The organism is Chloroflexota bacterium (assembly GCA_016875535.1).
In the GTDB taxonomy this organism is placed as follows: Bacteria; Chloroflexota; Dehalococcoidia; order SHYB01; family SHYB01; genus VGPF01.
On record VGPF01000052.1, the window covers coordinates 1 to 15,930 of the forward strand.

The 15,930-nt window shown below is 62.1% G+C and carries 17 protein-coding genes; 11 read left to right on the forward strand and 6 right to left on the reverse strand.

Features of this window, described 5'->3' with window-relative positions; genetic code table 11:
* The first annotated feature begins 208 nt into the window (after positions 1-208).
* Together FJ039_11335 and FJ039_11340 are read left to right on the forward strand one after the other, a co-directional pair.
* The gene (locus FJ039_11335; protein MBM4406745.1) at positions 209-1,498 is read left to right on the forward strand and encodes an adenylosuccinate lyase; all 1,290 of its coding nucleotides are present in this window, start codon (positions 209-211) and stop codon (positions 1,496-1,498) included.
* Between the two features lie 54 nt (positions 1,499-1,552).
* A complete protein-coding gene (locus tag FJ039_11340) occupies positions 1,553-2,206 on the forward strand; it encodes an intradiol ring-cleavage dioxygenase (GenBank protein ID MBM4406746.1) in 654 nt (217 codons plus the stop codon).
* Here FJ039_11340 and FJ039_11345 read toward each other — a convergent pair.
* The 3 genes from FJ039_11345 to FJ039_11355 are packed head-to-tail and all read right to left on the reverse strand — an operon-like array spanning position 2,196 to position 4,594.
* The gene (locus FJ039_11345; GenBank protein ID MBM4406747.1) at positions 2,196-2,930 is read right to left on the reverse strand and encodes a DUF3179 domain-containing protein; all 735 of its coding nucleotides are present in this window, start codon (positions 2,928-2,930) and stop codon (positions 2,196-2,198) included. The genes FJ039_11340 and FJ039_11345 overlap by 11 nt on opposite strands.
* A gap of 18 nt (positions 2,931-2,948) precedes the next feature.
* Positions 2,949-3,767: a DUF3179 domain-containing protein gene (locus tag FJ039_11350; protein MBM4406748.1), complete on the reverse strand. Its 819-nt coding sequence runs from the start codon at positions 3,765-3,767 to the stop codon at positions 2,949-2,951.
* On the reverse strand, positions 3,755-4,594 hold the full coding sequence (locus tag FJ039_11355; protein MBM4406749.1) for a diaminopimelate epimerase: 840 nt from the start codon (positions 4,592-4,594) through the stop codon (positions 3,755-3,757). Before FJ039_11355 ends, FJ039_11350 begins: the two co-directional genes overlap by 13 nt.
* Positions 4,595-4,786: 192 nt before the next feature.
* On the opposite strand from FJ039_11355, the gene FJ039_11360 reads away from it, so the two are divergent.
* From FJ039_11360 to FJ039_11390, 7 genes are all read left to right on the forward strand, one after another.
* A complete protein-coding gene (locus FJ039_11360) occupies positions 4,787-5,605 on the forward strand; it encodes an enoyl-CoA hydratase (GenBank protein ID MBM4406750.1) in 819 nt (272 codons plus the stop codon).
* 80 nt (positions 5,606-5,685) lie between these two features.
* Positions 5,686-6,861 carry an amidohydrolase gene (locus FJ039_11365; GenBank protein MBM4406751.1) on the forward strand — a complete coding sequence of 392 codons (1,176 nt, stop codon included), beginning with the start codon at positions 5,686-5,688 and terminating at the stop codon, positions 6,859-6,861.
* Positions 6,862-6,921: 60 nt separating this feature from the next.
* The gene (locus FJ039_11370) at positions 6,922-7,800 is read left to right on the forward strand and encodes a 3-keto-5-aminohexanoate cleavage protein (protein MBM4406752.1); all 879 of its coding nucleotides are present in this window, start codon (positions 6,922-6,924) and stop codon (positions 7,798-7,800) included.
* A 200-nt stretch (positions 7,801-8,000) separates the two neighbouring features.
* Positions 8,001-8,828, forward strand: coding sequence for an MBL fold metallo-hydrolase (locus FJ039_11375; protein MBM4406753.1), 828 nt, complete (start codon positions 8,001-8,003; stop codon positions 8,826-8,828).
* A 97-nt stretch (positions 8,829-8,925) separates the two neighbouring features.
* On the forward strand, positions 8,926-10,638 hold the full coding sequence (locus tag FJ039_11380; GenBank protein ID MBM4406754.1) for a 2-oxoacid:acceptor oxidoreductase subunit alpha: 1,713 nt from the start codon (positions 8,926-8,928) through the stop codon (positions 10,636-10,638).
* 18 nt (positions 10,639-10,656) lie between these two features.
* On the forward strand, positions 10,657-11,523 hold the full coding sequence (locus FJ039_11385; protein MBM4406755.1) for a 2-oxoacid:ferredoxin oxidoreductase subunit beta: 867 nt from the start codon (positions 10,657-10,659) through the stop codon (positions 11,521-11,523).
* Between the two features lie 43 nt (positions 11,524-11,566).
* Positions 11,567-11,827 carry an Lrp/AsnC family transcriptional regulator gene (locus FJ039_11390; protein MBM4406756.1) on the forward strand — a complete coding sequence of 87 codons (261 nt, stop codon included), beginning with the start codon at positions 11,567-11,569 and terminating at the stop codon, positions 11,825-11,827.
* 9 nt (positions 11,828-11,836) lie between these two features.
* Here the strand turns inward: FJ039_11390 and FJ039_11395 are convergent, their stop codons facing one another.
* Positions 11,837-12,835: a hypothetical protein gene (locus tag FJ039_11395; protein MBM4406757.1), complete on the reverse strand. Its 999-nt coding sequence runs from the start codon at positions 12,833-12,835 to the stop codon at positions 11,837-11,839.
* Positions 12,836-13,574: 739 nt separating this feature from the next.
* Here FJ039_11395 and FJ039_11400 point away from each other — a divergent pair.
* On the forward strand, positions 13,575-13,889 hold the full coding sequence (locus FJ039_11400) for a hypothetical protein (GenBank protein ID MBM4406758.1): 315 nt from the start codon (positions 13,575-13,577) through the stop codon (positions 13,887-13,889).
* A 147-nt stretch (positions 13,890-14,036) separates the two neighbouring features.
* Here FJ039_11400 and FJ039_11405 read toward each other — a convergent pair whose 3' ends face one another.
* On the reverse strand, positions 14,037-14,315 hold the full coding sequence (locus FJ039_11405; GenBank protein ID MBM4406759.1) for an acyl-CoA dehydrogenase: 279 nt from the start codon (positions 14,313-14,315) through the stop codon (positions 14,037-14,039).
* Positions 14,316-14,346: 31 nt separating this feature from the next.
* The gene (locus FJ039_11410) at positions 14,347-15,525 is read right to left on the reverse strand and encodes an acetyl-CoA acetyltransferase (GenBank protein MBM4406760.1); all 1,179 of its coding nucleotides are present in this window, start codon (positions 15,523-15,525) and stop codon (positions 14,347-14,349) included.
* A 224-nt stretch (positions 15,526-15,749) separates the two neighbouring features.
* Between FJ039_11410 and FJ039_11415 the strand changes: the two genes are divergently transcribed.
* Positions 15,750-15,930: transposase (locus tag FJ039_11415; GenBank protein MBM4406761.1), on the forward strand; the 181-nt coding region annotated here is incomplete at its 3' end.

The window sequence follows — 15,930 nt, forward strand, 5'->3', positions numbered from 1 at the left end:
GAGGTTGAACGGCGCCCCACACCCTCTCTCAACTGCTCTCCTAATATCTGCGCTCACTGCGTTATCTGCGGATGAAACATCTTCTCTCTGAATCGGTGTCAATCTGTGAAAATCGGTGGATAACTCCCTGTATCTCTTCTCCGCTTTGCGCTAAAATAGCCCTCTGTCCCGTGAGTCCACCCATGTCCCTTGCTCCTAGGACCCTCTCATGATTGACCGCTATTCCCGCCCCGCGATGAAGCGGGTCTGGTCGGACAAGACCAAGTACGATATCTGGCTCAAGGTCGAAGTCGCCGTCTGCGAAGCCTGGGCCGAGCTTGGCGCTATCCCCAGATCGGCCATGCCGGGCATCCGCAAAGCCTCCTACTCCCTCGCCGAGATCGAAGAGGCCTTCGCCGAGACGAAGCACGATGTGACGGCCTTCCTCCGCTCTGTGCAGAAGAGCGTCGGGCCGGATAGCCGCTTCATCCACATGGGCCTTACCTCTTCAGACATCCTGGATAACGCCCTCAACCTCCAGCTCCTCCAGGCGATAGACATCCTGGAGGAAGACTTGGATATCCTCACCAAAGTCGTCACCAAGCGGGCCATTGAGCATAAGCACACCCTCGTGATGGCCCGCACCCACGGCGTCCACGCCGAGCCCACCACCTTTGGGATGAAGCTCCTTGTCTGGGTGGAGGAGCTGAAGCGCAACGCCGAGCGGTTGAAAGAGGCCCGCAGGCAGATCGCCGTCGGCAAAGTCTCCGGAGCCGTCGGCAGTCATGCCACCGTGCCGCCCAGGGTGGAAGAGCTCGCCTGCAAGCGCCTCGGCCTGGCCGTCGCCCCCGCCTCCACACAGATTATCCAGCGCGACCGCTATGCCCACCTTATCTCCACCATCGCCATCATCGGCGCGTCGCTGGAGAAGTTCGCCACTGAGGTCCGCGCCCTCCAGCGCACCGAGCTTCACGAGGTGGAGGAGCCCTTCAGCGAAGGCCAGACCGGCTCGTCCGCCATGCCCCACAAGCGCAACCCGGAGCTGAGCGAGCGTGTCTGCGGCCTCGCCCGGCTCCTGCGCGGCCACAGCGTCACTAGTCTGGAGAACGTCGCCCTCTGGCATGAGCGCGATATCAGCCACTCCTCCGCCGAGCGTATCATCATCCCGGACTCCTGCTATGCCCTCGATTACATGCTCGACCTCTTCACCTTCATCATGAAGGGCCTGCGCACCTTCCCCGAGCGCATGCAGAAGAACCTAGAGGCCGGCAAGGGCCTCGTCTTCTCCCAGCGCGTCCTCCTCGCCCTCATCGAAAAGGGGATGACACGCCAAGACGCCTACAAGGTCGTCCAGAAGAATGCCATGGCGACGTGGGAGTCAGAGAAGAGCTTCAAAGATATGCTGCGCGCCGATAGGATCATCGCCAAGCAGCTTCCCGGCAAAGCCCTAGACGCCCTCTTCGACTACCGCTACTACACCAAGCACGTGGACGAGGTCTTCAAGCGGGTGGGACTGTAACCTAACCTAGGGGTGATTGCCAGTCGCCTTCCATCTGGAATTGTAGGCTATACCATGCGCCGGTTCGCCATCGCTGCCCTTCTCCTCGCCCCCCTCACCCTCTCCTCTTGCGCCGGCGATGACTCTGTTCCATCCCCAACTGCTCCTCCCACCCTCGCTTCCACCGCCGCCCAGCCTCAGCCTATCCCAACACCCGTTCCCCCCGCCACCTTTCTCCCCACCGCTGTTTGCGCCCCGGGCAGGCTGACGCCCGCCCAGACGGAAGGCCCGTACTTCAAGACAGGCTCGCCCCAGCGGATTACCCTCATCGAACCTGGGCTGGCCGGCACTCGGCTCATCGTGACGGGCTACGTGGTGAGCCCCGATTGCCGTCCCGTGGCCAACGCCCGCATGGAGTTCTGGCACGCCGATGCCCAAGGGAGCTATGACAACACCGGCTATCGCCTGCGCGGGCACCTCTTCACGGATCGCGATGGCCTCTATCGGCTGGAGACCATCATGCCCGGGCTCTACCCGGGCAGAACTCGACACATCCACGTGAAGGTTCTGCCGCAAACGGGGCCTGGCCTCACCACACAGACCTATTTCCCCAACGAGCCTAGCAACGCCCGCGACGGCATCTTTGATGCAAACCTGGTCATGGCGCTCCAAGAGACCAACGATGGCAGGCTCGCCCGCTACGACTTTGTGGTGAGCGTCAGCCCTTGAACAGCTCGCTGTTCGGGTAGGCGGCATACCACCCGAACCAGAAGGAAACGTGGGTCGGCAGGCGCGCGAGCCGTATGGAAGGATCGTCGCCTCTCACCAGCGCCTCCTCCGTCACTCGCCACGTGCGCCCTGCCGTGTCCGTCACAGTCGCCTCGCCGCCCGCCCTTGCCCCCTCCCTGAACTCGATGCTGCCCCTCTGGTAAGCCCGCGCGGACGATGTTCCCGGCGGCGTCACCACAACGATGTTCGCGCCGCCCAACCGGTCGTTGTAGACAGGGCGCGGAACCAGGGAGACAAGGTCGTAGGCCTTCGGCGCGCCGTTGACGATGACTCCCAGCACGAATGCCTTCGCTGGGAGGGCCTCGCTCCGCTGCCAGACGGGAAAGATCGGATTCGGATTCGAGAAATAGCTGTTGTAGACCGCCCCCGGCTCGTTCTCCGGCAGGTATGTCTGCGGGGAATAGACCCCAGTCCTGATGTCCAGCACCGTCGTCTCCGGGTGCAGGTTCAGCCAGTCTGCCCAGGTCGTCAGCGCCACGGGGAAGCGCTTCAGTCTGATGCCGCTTTCGGCCAGGTATCCCACCACAGGCTCCCCCGTGAACTGCCGCCAGAGCGTCTCCGTCCTGCGGTCGCACATCAGTTTGTTGCTCCGGTATAGCAGGCCCGATGTGCCGAACTCCAACGGCTCGCTGCTTATCTCTGGAAGTCTGGTGGAATAGACGATCCCACTACCACAGAGCGTTCAGTAGGCTAAGGCGAAGGGCTCTCCCCCAAGCACATCGTTCGCCATCTCATGCGGGTTCATGATGCGTAGCGGATAGGCCCGATGCTCTCCGTTTATGGAGACTCCAAAGACCCGGTCGGCGGGTTGCAGGTAGTCAGCCGCTCTCCCTGAGATGTGTGGCGGATTCCTTAAGTCCGGGATGCCGTCTTTTACCACGCCTCCCCACACGATCTCCTCAACCCGTATCCGGGCGGGGACGCCTTCGTAGAGGAAGTTTCCAAGCGAGGGGTGGATTCCCCGCAGCAAGCTTCCCTTCCACCCTACGAACTGCGTCGGCGGTCTGATCGTCTCCTGACTGCCGAGCCACTCCACCCACTTTTGCCAATCGTCGTTCCCAAAGCGCTGGCCCGAAAGTTGGCGCAAGGCTTCGCCCGCCTCTGTCAGCGCCATGCTATTGGAGATGCGCGGCGAAAAGAGATACTCGATCAACACAGGGATGTAGGTCTTATCCCCGGAAAGCGCCATCGCGCCGATGGCTCCGTGGTCTCCCGCCCCAAAGCCGTCGTACAGCCTCCACATGAGCCTATTGGAATCTTGCCTAGGGTCCGCCGCCCCTGAAGAAGGCCTCCCGCTGGGGTTGGCCTGGCCGTTGCAGGCCGTTGCAAGCATCGCCAGAGCGGCAAGCAACGCGGTCAAGGATGCGATTCTGCTGGCAGTTCGTGGCTTTCCCATGGCCAACCTCGCGGCGCTTATAGAGGTGCGCCGCAGATGACAGACCAGCTTCGATAGATCGAGGGCAACCTTTTGGCCCAGTGGCCCGCCGCCTACTCCGCCCATTCCCCGTTAAAGACCGTCTCCGCCGGCCCCTCCATAAAAACATCGCCCTTGCCGTCCCAGGTGATCTTCAGGTCGCCGCCCGGCAGGTGGATATGCACCGTCTGCTCCGTGAGGCCCTTCAGCTGTGCCGCCACCGCCACCGCGCAGGCGCCTGTGCCGCAGGCCAGCGTCAGTCCCGCGCCGCGCTCCCAGACGCGCATATCGAGGTGCGTGCGGTCCAGCACGTTCACGATCTCAAAGTTCACCCGGTGCGGGAAGAGCGCGTGGCGCTCCACCTTGGGGCCGATGACCTCCAGCGGCCAATCCTTCACCTTCTCCTTCAGGAAGACCACGGCATGCGGGTTCCCCATGGAGACGCCCGTGAAGGCCAGCTTGCGCCCGTCCACTTCTAACGGCTGGTCAACGACCCGCGTCATCCCGTCCAGCGCGATGGGGATCTCCTTGGCCGCCAGCTTTGGCGTGCCCATGTTCACCACAACGCGGGTGATTTCCCCGCCTTTCCGCTTCGGCGTCAGCACCTGGAGCCCGGCCAGCGTCTCCACCTGCATCTCCTTGGTGCTCTTCGGCGCGATCCCTTGGTCAATCACGAACTTGGCGAAGGTGCGGATGCCGTTGCCGCACATCTCGGACTCGCTCCCGTCCGGGTTATACATCTGCATCCGGAAGTCGTGCCTCTTGGAGAGCTTCACCAAGATGATGCCGTCCGCCCCCACGCCGAAGTGCCTATCGCACATGGCGATCGCCAGCCGCTTCCAGTCCCGCTCCATCCGGCGCGCGTCAATCATCACAAAATCGTTCCCCGCGCCGTGCATCTTTGTGAACTTCATCTATTCTGCTCCGCCTCTGCTCTCCACTCTCTGTCCGTTCCGTGTCTTCTATGCTTTCAGTGAATCATCCCTCTGTCCGGAACCCTGCTCCTTGAACCTCTCCTCTCGCTCTCTGCCTTCACTTCCCTGCCTACCCATTATAGGGCGGTGCTATACTGCGGCCAATCTCCCGCCAATCCGGAAGGAGCCTCTATGGACGCCATGCGCTACATCCTCTATGAACGGGTGGGCGAAGTCGCCGTCATCACCCTCAACCGACCGGATACGCGCAACGCCCAGCATGAGATCCTCCTGCGGGAGTTAGATGCGGCCTTCCGCAAAGGGGAGCAGGACGAAGGCGCAAAGGTCATCGTCCTCAAGGCTAACGGCCCTAGCTTCTCCTCCGGCCACGATATCGGCAGCGATGAGTCCCGCGCCTTCCGCAAGGCCAACCCCGTCAAGCCCGGCGCCGAGGGACGTTACTTCAAGGAGGCCGATATCTTCCTCGGCTTCTGCCAACGCTGGCGCGATATCCCCAAGCCCACCATCGCCGCCGTCCACGGCTATTGCATCGCCGGCGGCCTCATGCTCGCCTGGCCCTGCGACCTCATCATCGCCGCCGATGACGCCAAGTTCAGCGACCCCGTCCTCCGCATGGGAATCGGCGGCGTGGAGTACTTCGCCCACCCCTGGGAGTTGGGCGCCCGCAAGGCCAAGGAGCTGCTCTTCACCGGGCAGTTCATAGACGCCCAGGAGGCCTACCGCCTCGGCATGGTCAACCGCGTCGTCCCCAAGGATAGGCTGGTGGAAGAGACCATGGCCCTGGCGCGCAAGATCGCCGAGATGCCTTCCTTCGCCCTGGCCATGGCCAAGCAGGCTGTCAATGCCACCCTCGATGCCATGGGCCAGCGCAACGCCATGCAGGCCGTCTTCACCATGCACCAGCTCGCCCACGCCCATTCCGAGCTCACCACCGGCAACGCCATCATGGGCCAGGACGCCCGCTCCATGGCCTCCCTCAACAAGTCGTAGCTACCCTCGTGATGCCGGCAGTTGACCATTAGACCCCGGAACCACTAGACTTGGCAAGGGTCGAACGAGGTACAGAAACGATGGCACCGAAGCCCGGCGCGCACGAAAATCTCGTCTCCGGCGACTCCCACGTCGTTGAGCCGCCGAATCTTTGGGTTGACCGCCTCGGCAGCAAGTTCGGCGACCGCACCCCCCGCGTGATCCGCGATCGCAAGGGCGATAAGTTTGTCCTCCCCGGCGCCGCGCCCATGGGCTTCGGCGTCCTCGGCTCCGCCGGCCGTACCATGACCTCCGTCACCAGCCTCTTTGATGACATGCGCCTCGGCGGCTGGGACCCTCACGAGCGATTCAAGGACATGGCCCGCGACGGCATCTACGCCGAGGTCCTCTACCCAAGCCTGGCCATGCGCCTCTACGCCTACGGCAAGGATAGCTCCTACCAGTCCGCCTGCTTCGCCGCCTATAACGATTGGCTCGCCGAATACTGCGCCACCGCCCCCGATCGCCTCATCGGTGTGGCCCTCATCTCCCTCACCGATCTCCGCGAGGCCATCAAAGAGATGTGGCGCGCCGCACGCCTCGGACTTAGGGGCGTCCTCATCGCCGGGTCGCAGCCCCTTCAGAGCCACTATGGCCAGCCCAAGTACTTTCCCTTCTGGGCGGAGGCGGAAACCCTCGGCCTGCCCATCAGCCTCCACTCGTTCACCGGCGCCCATCAGGCCGATGAAGGGAGCGGGCTTCTGGAGTACGGCCTGGCCCACTTCCACGCCCAGCGCTCCATCGCCCAGATGCTCTTCGGCGGCGTCTTCCAGCACTTCCCCGGCCTCCACGTCGTCTCCGTGGAGAACGATGCCGGCTGGGCCGCGCATCTCATGGAGCGCCTCGATTGGACCCACGAGCATAAGGGCATACGTCTGGGAAAGCCGCTCAACAGCCTCCCCAGCGAGCAGCTGCGGGAGCACGTCTGTTACACCTTCAGCCGGGAAAAGGCCGCCATCGCCACCCGCAAGCTCATCGGTGTCGAGAACCTCATGTGGGCCTCCGATTACCCGCACGATGACAGCACGTGGCCGGAATCCCAGCGCATCATCTTTGAGACCTTCAAGGGCGTCGGCCCGGAAGAGCTGCGCAAGATGACCTGCCTCAATGCCGCCCGTCTCTACAACGTACGCGGCGTTGACGATGAGTGGGGCTATCTGCAGAGAGGCCGCCCAAAGGTCGCCGTGCGCCCCCGCGTCCGCCGTGCCACCTCCTGACATCAGGGCGATGCTGCCTGTTGGGGCGACCCCGTGTGGTCGCCCATTGGAGAGCAACCCATGCAAAAACTCATCATCCAAGTCGCCATCAACGAATATGTGACCAGGGAGCAAAACCCTCTGGTCCCCATGAGCATCCAGGAGATCGCCCAGGACGCCACTGATTGCGCCAACGCAGGCGCCTCCATCGTCCACTTCCACCCCCGCGACCCCAAAACGGGCCTCACTCGCCCGGCCGATGTCGCCATGTACGCGGAGATCGCCCAGCGCTTCAGGGCCAAGTGCGACCTTATCTATTACCCCACCTACGGCAGCGAAAAGCGTCTCGGCGATCAGCTCACCCATGTCTATGAGCTGACCACCCATCCTATCGGCAAGCTGGAGGCCCACCTCATCGGCCTCGCCCCGGTGAACCTGGCTGGGTATGATGCTTCCAAGCGCCGGTTCCTCTACGATGAGCCCTACGCCTCCTCCTTCTCCGAGTTCATCCCCTTCTTCGAGTTCTGCAACAAGACGGGTCTCAAGCCCTTCCTCATCGCCTACGAGCTGGGGCACATCCGCGCCGCCCTCCGCTACCGCGAAATGGGCCTTCTCCGCGACCCGCTCGTCCTCCACCTCCGCTTCAGCGATGCCCACTCCTTCGGCCCCTTGCCCAATGCCGATGGCATCAGGAGCTACCTCAGCGTCGTGCCCAAGGGCGTGCCCGTCCAGTGGTTCACCCAGGTCTACGGCGCGCCGCACTACCCCATGAATCGCCTCGCGATCCAGATGGGCGGCCACGCCCGCATCGGCATCGGCGAGCTGGCTCGCGAACCGAAAAGTCCGCGCTCCAATGCGCGGATCGTGGAGAGCATCGTGAAGCAGGCGCGCAGAGACGGCCGGGAGATCGCCTCCACCGCGGAAGCCCGCAAGCTTCTGGGGATGAAAACGCCCTCTTAGCGCCTCGCTGTGCTCGTCTTCGAGCTACGAGAGGGACCAAGGGAAAGGTCTCTTTCCCCTTCCCCTGGTGTGCTCGTCTTCGAGCTATGAGGTGTCCGGACATCTCTCCGAACCCCAGACCCCTAGCACACTTAGGCGTCTGTTAACCCTCGCCTCAACTGCATACAAAAGCGGTCATATTAGGTAAAATATCTCATGGCATGGCACTAGAGAAGATCGGCGCTCATACCTACCGGCTCCACATTAACGATACGGCCGTTTTCCATCCAGGCGGCACAAATATCTATTTTGTAGGCGACCCCAAAGATGAGATGGCCCTCATTGATACGGGGGAGCAAGACCGGGAGTGGCTCCGTCTTATCCTGGAAGCCTACCGCGATCTCGGCGTTCCGCGGATCACCGCCATCCTCATCTCCCACGGCCACGCCGACCACATCGGCGGCCTCGACCGCATCCGGGACGTCATCAACGCGCCCGTTCGTTGCCACCCCAAGCTTGTGGAAAAGCTGACCCCATTCCTTGGGAAAGAAGCCGTCGGCGCGCTAACGAACCACGAGCGCATGGCCACCGGCGGCGGCGTTGTCCTGGAGGCCCGGTTCACCCCCGGCCACGCCGACGACCACGTCTGCTTCTTCCTCCACGCGGAAAGGATCGCCTTCACCGGCGATACCATCCTCGGCTCCAGCACCAGCGTCGTCAGCGATCTGCAGAGCTACATGAAGTCGCTCCATCTTGTGCAAAAGTTCAACCCCAGTGTCATCTGTCCCGCCCACGGTAAGATCGTCACCGAAGCTCCTCAGTGGGTGGAAGGTTACATAAAGCATCGCAACATGCGCGAGCACCAGATCGTCAGCGCCATAAAGCGCGGCCTTGGCGATGTGGATGACATCGTGAAGGCCATCTATCCAAAGAACCTCAAGAAGGAACTGCGCAGAGCAGCTGCGGGAAATGTGCGTCAACACCTGAGCAAACTGATGAAAGAGGGCCGTGTAAAGGAACTCCCTTCGCGATATGCGCTGAAAACCTGAAACAGCTCGAGTTCGGCTGGGCTGAGGCCGTCGTTTCCTGGTATACTTAGGCGACATCCTCTGCGTCTCAGCTCTCTCTTAACCCTGAGGAGGATCTGTGCTTAGAAACGATTTTGTCGTCCGCTTCGCGGGCGAAGGCGGACAAGGCGTCGTCACTGCGGCGGAGGCGTTGGCTCAAGCGGCCGCCCAAGTTGGGTACAACGTCCAGACCTTCGCCACCTTCCCGTCCCAGATCGAAGGCGGCCCCACCTGGGCGCAGGCCCGCATCTCCACCACGCCCGTCCTGAACGCCGGCGACGACCTGGATATCCTCGTGGCCTTCAACCAGGAGGCCTACGAGAACCACAAGGACGAGATCTCCAAGTCCGGCGTCATCATCTATAACTCTGGCGCCTTCCAGATGGAAGAGGGTCCCGACGTCTTCGGCCTGGCCATTGATGAGCTAGCCAAGAGCACCGGCAACCCCAGAGCCGCCAACTTCGTCGTCATCGGCGCGGTTGCCTCCCTCGTCGGCATGCCGGACCAGTACCTCGTTGACTTCAACAAGAAGAAGTACACCCGTGGCCGTCCTGACGATGAAGTGATCGTCGGGGCCAACAACAGGGCCATCGCCCTGGGCCGTGAAGGCGTGGAGCGTAAGCACATCAAGATCGGCGACCTTGCTACCCCTCAGAAGCTCGCGCAACAGCAGATCCTCATCAAGGGCAATGACGCCATCTCCATCGGGAGCCTGGCTGCGGGGCTGGACACCTACATCGGCTATCCCATCTCCCCCGCCACCCCCATCCTCGTCTTCATGGAGCGCTCCCTCGTCGGCCCAGGCAAGTTCGCTTACCAGGCCAGCTCGGAGATCGAGGCCATCGTCGCCATCATCGGCGCGGGCTACTCAGGCAAGAAGGCCATGACCGCCACCTCCGGCCCCGGCTTCTCCCTGATGAGCGAAGCCCTGGGCCTGGCCTGGATGGCCGAGATCCCCTGCGTCGTTGTTGACGTCCAGCGCGGCGGCCCCGCCACCGGACTCCCCACCAAGACCGAGCAATCGGACTTCCAAGCGGCGCTGCACCCCGCCCATGGCGATGTCGCGCTTCCCGTGATAGCCCCAGGCACCGTGGAAGAGTGCTTTTACGCTGCCGTTCACGCCCTCAACTGGGCCGAGCGCTACCAGGGCCCCGTCATGCTCCTGAGCGAGATGGCCATCGCCGAGCGCACGCAGAACATCCCGGAGCCTGATGTCACAAAGCTGAAGGTGGAGTCGCGGAAGGTCTACACCGGCGGCGCCAACGGCTACCTCCGGTACGATGGCCCCGCCCTTTCGCCCATGCCCCTGCCTGGCGGCCCCGGCGCCTATGTGGCCAACGCCAGCGAGCACGATGGCTACGGCGATACCACGCACCTGCCCATGCGCCACGTCACCATGAGCCGGCGCCGCTTCAGCAAGCTCAAGCTCCTGGAAGACGGCCACTACGAACGCGAGCATGCGAACGAGCCCATCGCCATCATGCCCTGGGGCGGCTCCAAGGGTCCCGCCCAGGAGGCCTACCAGCGCCTCGCGGCGGCAGGCAAGCACATCGCCTGGTACTACACCATGTTCCTCCATCCCCTACCGCCTAAGCTCCTGGAGGAGCTCCGCTCCAAGGAGCTGGTCATCGTCCCGGAGCTGAACTTCCAGGGTCAGTTCTCCAGCTACCTCCGCTCCCTTGGGGTCAAGGCGGAGTCCATCATCCAGTACACCGGTCTCCCCTTCAAACCCAGAGACCTCGTCGCCAGCGTGAACGAAAAAATCAAGCATCTCTCCAAGGTCCGCGTCTAGCATCCAGGAGCCAGTCATATGAGCAAGAAGAACCCGGAGTACGATTTCAAATGGTGCCCCGGCTGCGGCGATTTCGGCGTCCGCCGGGCCATCGAGATGGCCTTGGTCGAGCGCGTTGCGAAGACCAAAGAGCCTATCGAAAAGACCGTCGTTGTCGCGGGCATCGGCTGCTCCGGCAACATGGTTCACCTGCTGGAGGGCCCTCAGCCCTTCGGCATCCACGGTATCCACGGGCGCACCCTTCCCATGGCCCTCGGCATCAAGATGAGCCGCTCCGAGCTCAACGTCCTCGTCGTCGCCGGCGATGGCGATTTCCTGAGCATCGGCGCCGAGCACATCGCCCCCCAGGCCCAGCGCAACCTAAACATCACCGTCGTCATCATGGACAACGGCGTCTACGGACTCACCAAGGGCCAGAGCTCTCCAACCACCAAGATGGGCGTCGTCACCTCCTCCACGCCCTTCGGCAAGCTGGAGAGCCCCCTCAATCCTCTTGATCTCTACCTGAGCTATGGCGTCTCCTTCATCGCCTCCGGCTTCTCCGCCCAGATCAAGCCCCTCTCCCAGCTTATCCTGCAGGGCATGGAGTACCCAGGCTTCTCCATCATCCAGGTCCAATCGCCCTGCACCACATACAACGATACCTTCGAACTCCTCAAGGGCAACGAAAAGAAGAACTTGGCGCCCGTCGTTCGCGCCGTTCCTGACACCCACGACCCGGGCGATCGCCGCGCCGCCTACAACCTCATCCATGAGCCTGGGATACCCATCGGACTCATCTACAAGAACCCGGAGACGGTCCCCCTGGAGCAGCGCGTCGCCAAGGCTTCTGAAAAGGCCCGCGCCCAGGCGCCCGCGCAGCTGCTGGCCTCCCTGCGGACATAACCTATCGCCTCCCATATGCACATCTCATCTAGAGGAGGGAATCATGGCCGCAAACGCATACGTGATGCTGAACGTGGAGCCCGCAAAGACGGAAGCCGTGGTCAAGCGACTAGGCAAGATTCAGGGTGCCATCGTCCGGGAAGTCACTGGCCCCTACGATGTCATCGTAGAGCTGACGGCGGACACGACGATTGATCTGACGTCCATCGTCCGCTCTAAGATCCGGAGCACCCCCGGCGTCACCGCCTCGATTACCTGCCTCTGGATGGAAGGCTTTATGGGCCACCACGCCGGCGGCGAATAGCCGGTTGCTCTAGCCTCTGGACATAAGGCGCTTCGCGTTTTCCGACATAACAAGTCGCGATTCTGCAGCCGTCAGTCCCAGGCTTTCGATGTTCCGCTTTGCCGCCACCGGGTCTGCCGTGGGATAGTTCGAAGCGTAGACGACTCGATCCGCGCCGATGCGTCGGATCCACGTCGCCGCCTCGCGGTACGACCAATCGCCGGCCGTGCCGAAGTGCGCCGCGCGGGTCGAGGTGTCCGTGTAGAGATTCGGGTGCTTGGCCGTCAGCTTCGCGACCACATCCTCGTGCCCCATGCCAAGGTGCGCGAGCAGGATTTTGACATGCGGATAGCTTCGCAATACCTGGTCGAAGTGCTGCGGGTGCCCCCATGCGGGCCTGCCTTGAAAGCCTCCCTTGCCGGACTGCGAAAGCACAAAGACGCGGTGCTCATCGGCCAGCCGCCACACGATTTCCATCCGAGGGTCGTCCGGCGGACAGCCAAGGAAAAGCGGTGCGATCTTCAGGCCGATGGCTCCCTCTGCGAGTCTTCGCTTCACCTCTCGTCGCACCAGCGATTCGTCCATCAAGATCGGGTCCAGCCCCACCAGCGTCATCAGCCGCTTGGGGTGCGCCTTCACCGCATCCGTTCCCCATTGGTTCAGCCTGCGCCAGCGCTTCACCACCAGATTTTGCGCTTTGCGTAGCAGCTCCTCCTCTGGCCCTCTGCCTCCGTGACTCTTGCTCCCTGCTCCCTGGACCCTCCCCCACCGCTCCGCCATCTCCCTCGCGATATCCTGCGCAGGCATCCACGGCACAATGAGCGCCTTCGCCACACCGATCTCATCCATCCAGGCGAGCATCTCGCTCAGCGCGCCGGTGCGCTGCGGCTTCCCTCTCCCAAAGCGACGTTGGAGCGCCATGCCGCCGCGTGCCGTTGGGTGAACATGCGTATGGAAATCTATGACCTGCACCTTGTCCATAGTGGCCTGCATCTTACTCGCTGAACGGCCTACCCGCGAGACAGTCATTAGGCACTGGAGACATAAGATGCGTAACCTTATGCTTCATATAACCAGCCTCCTACGTAAAGGAAGAGGAGACTCCGCCAGTGCTGGGGGGCGTTTCCATCGCCGGCGGCATGGACGCCATACACCGGGGGCCTCTCCGGTCCCCTACCGCTTCTCCCATAAGCCGGAACATGCCCGCGCACATCGCCACCGCCAACTTACCCGCCGCAACTCCAGGGGAGAGATCATGTAGAGCCTATCCCGGTTCCATTGCCCCAGCACGCTCGAGAGATCCCTCACCGCCCCTGACCTCAGGAAAACCGAGATTAGTTTGCCATAGGTGATTGCATTCTTCGGAGGCTTGCCGATATTTTCCTGAATAATTATTTCTGATTTATTATTTGCGAATTTACCGCCTTATTTACTTGGTGAATTTGTCCGAAGTGACGCCACCAAGTGGATGTAGGCCATTTTCCTTCTGACCCTCTCCCACCCCATATAACCCTCTTTTACCTCTCGCCGTGGTTCGCCTAATGCTTGTTATGTAGCCAGCAGGGGTAGGCCACATGATTGCGTTGGACATAAAGATTGAGCGGCAACGGAGAACATGGGCTTGGTCGGAGAATTAGCCTCACGCGCACGCGCGCGTTGAAGACTTACGTCAGCGCACATAGGTTGCCTTCCACCTTCCCACGCTTGATGATGGGGCAGCATGTGGAGCACTATTCACAACCCCCGCTGCAGGCAAAGGGGTAGAGCCATGCGCTTGCTCATGGAGATGCGGATGCCAGTGGAGAAGGGGAATGCTGCAATAAAGGACCCGAACTTTCAGCAGAATATGAAGGCGATGCTGGACGATCTGAAGCCTGAAGCGGCCTACTTCGCGCCAGACAACGGGCAGCGCGCGGCCTGGTTCGTTGTCCAGGCAAAGGATGCGAGCGAGTTACCCAGACTCGCCGAACCCTTCTGGTTCGCCTTCAATGCGGATATCAGCTTCACGCCTATAGTGCTGGCGGAGGACCTGGCCAAGGCCGGGCCTGCCATCGCCGCAGCCGCGAAAAAGTACGGCAAATAATTCAGCGGAAAATCGCAGATTAAATCGTCTGCGAAATGCCGATGGCTCCTCTGGCGTAGAGGAGCCATCGGCATGCATTACGTGCAGTCAATCTGTTGTTTATGTAGAAAGCCCGGTCTCTTATGTGCAGTCGCCTGCCAAAGTCTGCTAGGCAGTCGGCTCCAAACCCAATGCTGCTCGTCCGGTGAACAAGTACTGCTTCCGCTCCTGGAGTGGATGGAAGCGAACGCCTTGGACATCGCGGAAGCAGCGCTCAAGTCCCATCGAACGGAAGTAGGCGGAGCCGCCCACCGCCTCGATCGCCTTATCCACGGTTCGGATGGCTGCTCGCCCGGCCCCTGTTCGGTAGCGAAGGATCCGATCAGAGATTTCCAGGGACGGTTGGAAGTCCCGGCATCTCTTTTGGCCCTGCCGCGGGGAGTCTATCTCAAGGGAATCCCGGCCTGATCGCTGATGCTTAGTCCGGCCTGCCGAATATCCCCACGCCGACGCTGAAGGTGCCGGGGTGGCCGCCCAGGTTGTGGGTCAGGCCCAGCCGAGCATTCTTGATCTGCCTTGGGCCGGCCTTGCCCTGGAGCTGCTTGTAGACTTCGTACATCATCCGGATGCCGCTGGCGCCGATGGGATGGCCGAAACACTTCAGGCCGCCGTCCGTGTTCACCGGCAACTCGCCCTCCAAGGTGAAGGTGCCGTCGTCCACGTCCTTGCTGGCCATGCCGCGCTTGCTGAAGCCCAGGTCTTCCATGATGATGAGCTCGGTGATGGTGAAGCAGTCGTGGACCTCCGCCATGGAGATCTCCTTGCGCGGGTCCGTGATGCCGGCCTGCTCGTAGGCCTGCTTGGCGGCGTTGATCGTCTCCGGGAAGCGGACGAAGTCGAAGTCGTCCCGCAGGGTGCCCTGCTTCGCGCCCACGGCCAGGCCCAGGCCCTTCACCAGGATGTAGTCCTTCTTCATGCTCTTGGCGATCTCCGGCCGGGTGATGATGGCGACGGCCGCCCCATCGCTGACGCCGCAGCAATCGAAGAGCCCCAGGGGCCAGGCCACCATCGGCGATTTGAGGGCCTGATCTATCGTGATGGCCTTCTGGAAGTGGGCCTTGGGATGGAGACTGCCGTTGTGGTGGTTCTTCACCGCGATCTTGGCCAGCGTCTCGCGCCCCTTCTCCGGGTCTATCCCGTAGTGGTGGAAATAGCGCGTGGCCGCCAGGGCGAACTGGGCCGGCGGCGGCACCGGCGGCGCGACGTTGGTGTTGGGCAGGATGTTGCTGTTCCCCAGGCCCGTGTAGCCCGTGTCCTTGAGCTTCTCGATGCCCGCCACCATGGCGATGTCATACATGCCGGAGGCCACGGCGAAGGAGGCGTTGCGGAAGGCGTCCGTGGCCGTGGCGCACATATTCTCGACACGGCTGACGGGGATGTACTCCAGCTTGAGGGCCTGGGCCAGGAGCTGGCCGGTGAAGGCGGTGACGTAGGTGCCCAGCCATGCCGCTTGGACATCCTTGGGGCCGATCCCCGCATCCTCAAAGGCCTCATAGGCCGCCTCCACCAGGAGGTCCTCCGGGCCGGCATCCCACCGCTCGCCGAACTTGGTGCAGCCCATGCCGATGATGGCGACTTTATCTTTTATGCCGGACATAGCGGACTCCTTGAGTGCTAGTTTTAGAGCGGAAAGTATTGCAACAGCATGCGAGATATATGAGTGAGGATTATGACATGTAATAGCCAGGGAGGGAAATCCTCATTTTTGTATCCTTTGACGAAATCTACCTAGGTAGCCCTTGAAATCTTAGTGTGACCTGCCCCCCAAAAACTAGACCAGGCGCAAAGTGAAAAAATGCCTGGACGGAAAGGGAGGCAGCGATGCCAAGGAAACGGTTTGCGGCAGAGGAGATCATCAACAAGCTCCGGGAAGCGGAGGTGCGCCTGGCCAGGGGAGAGACCGTGGCCCAGGTGTGCAAGGTCCTTGGGGTAACCGACCAGACCTTCTATCGGTGGCGACGGGAGTACGGCGGCCTGCGCATCGATCAAGCGAAGCGGCTCA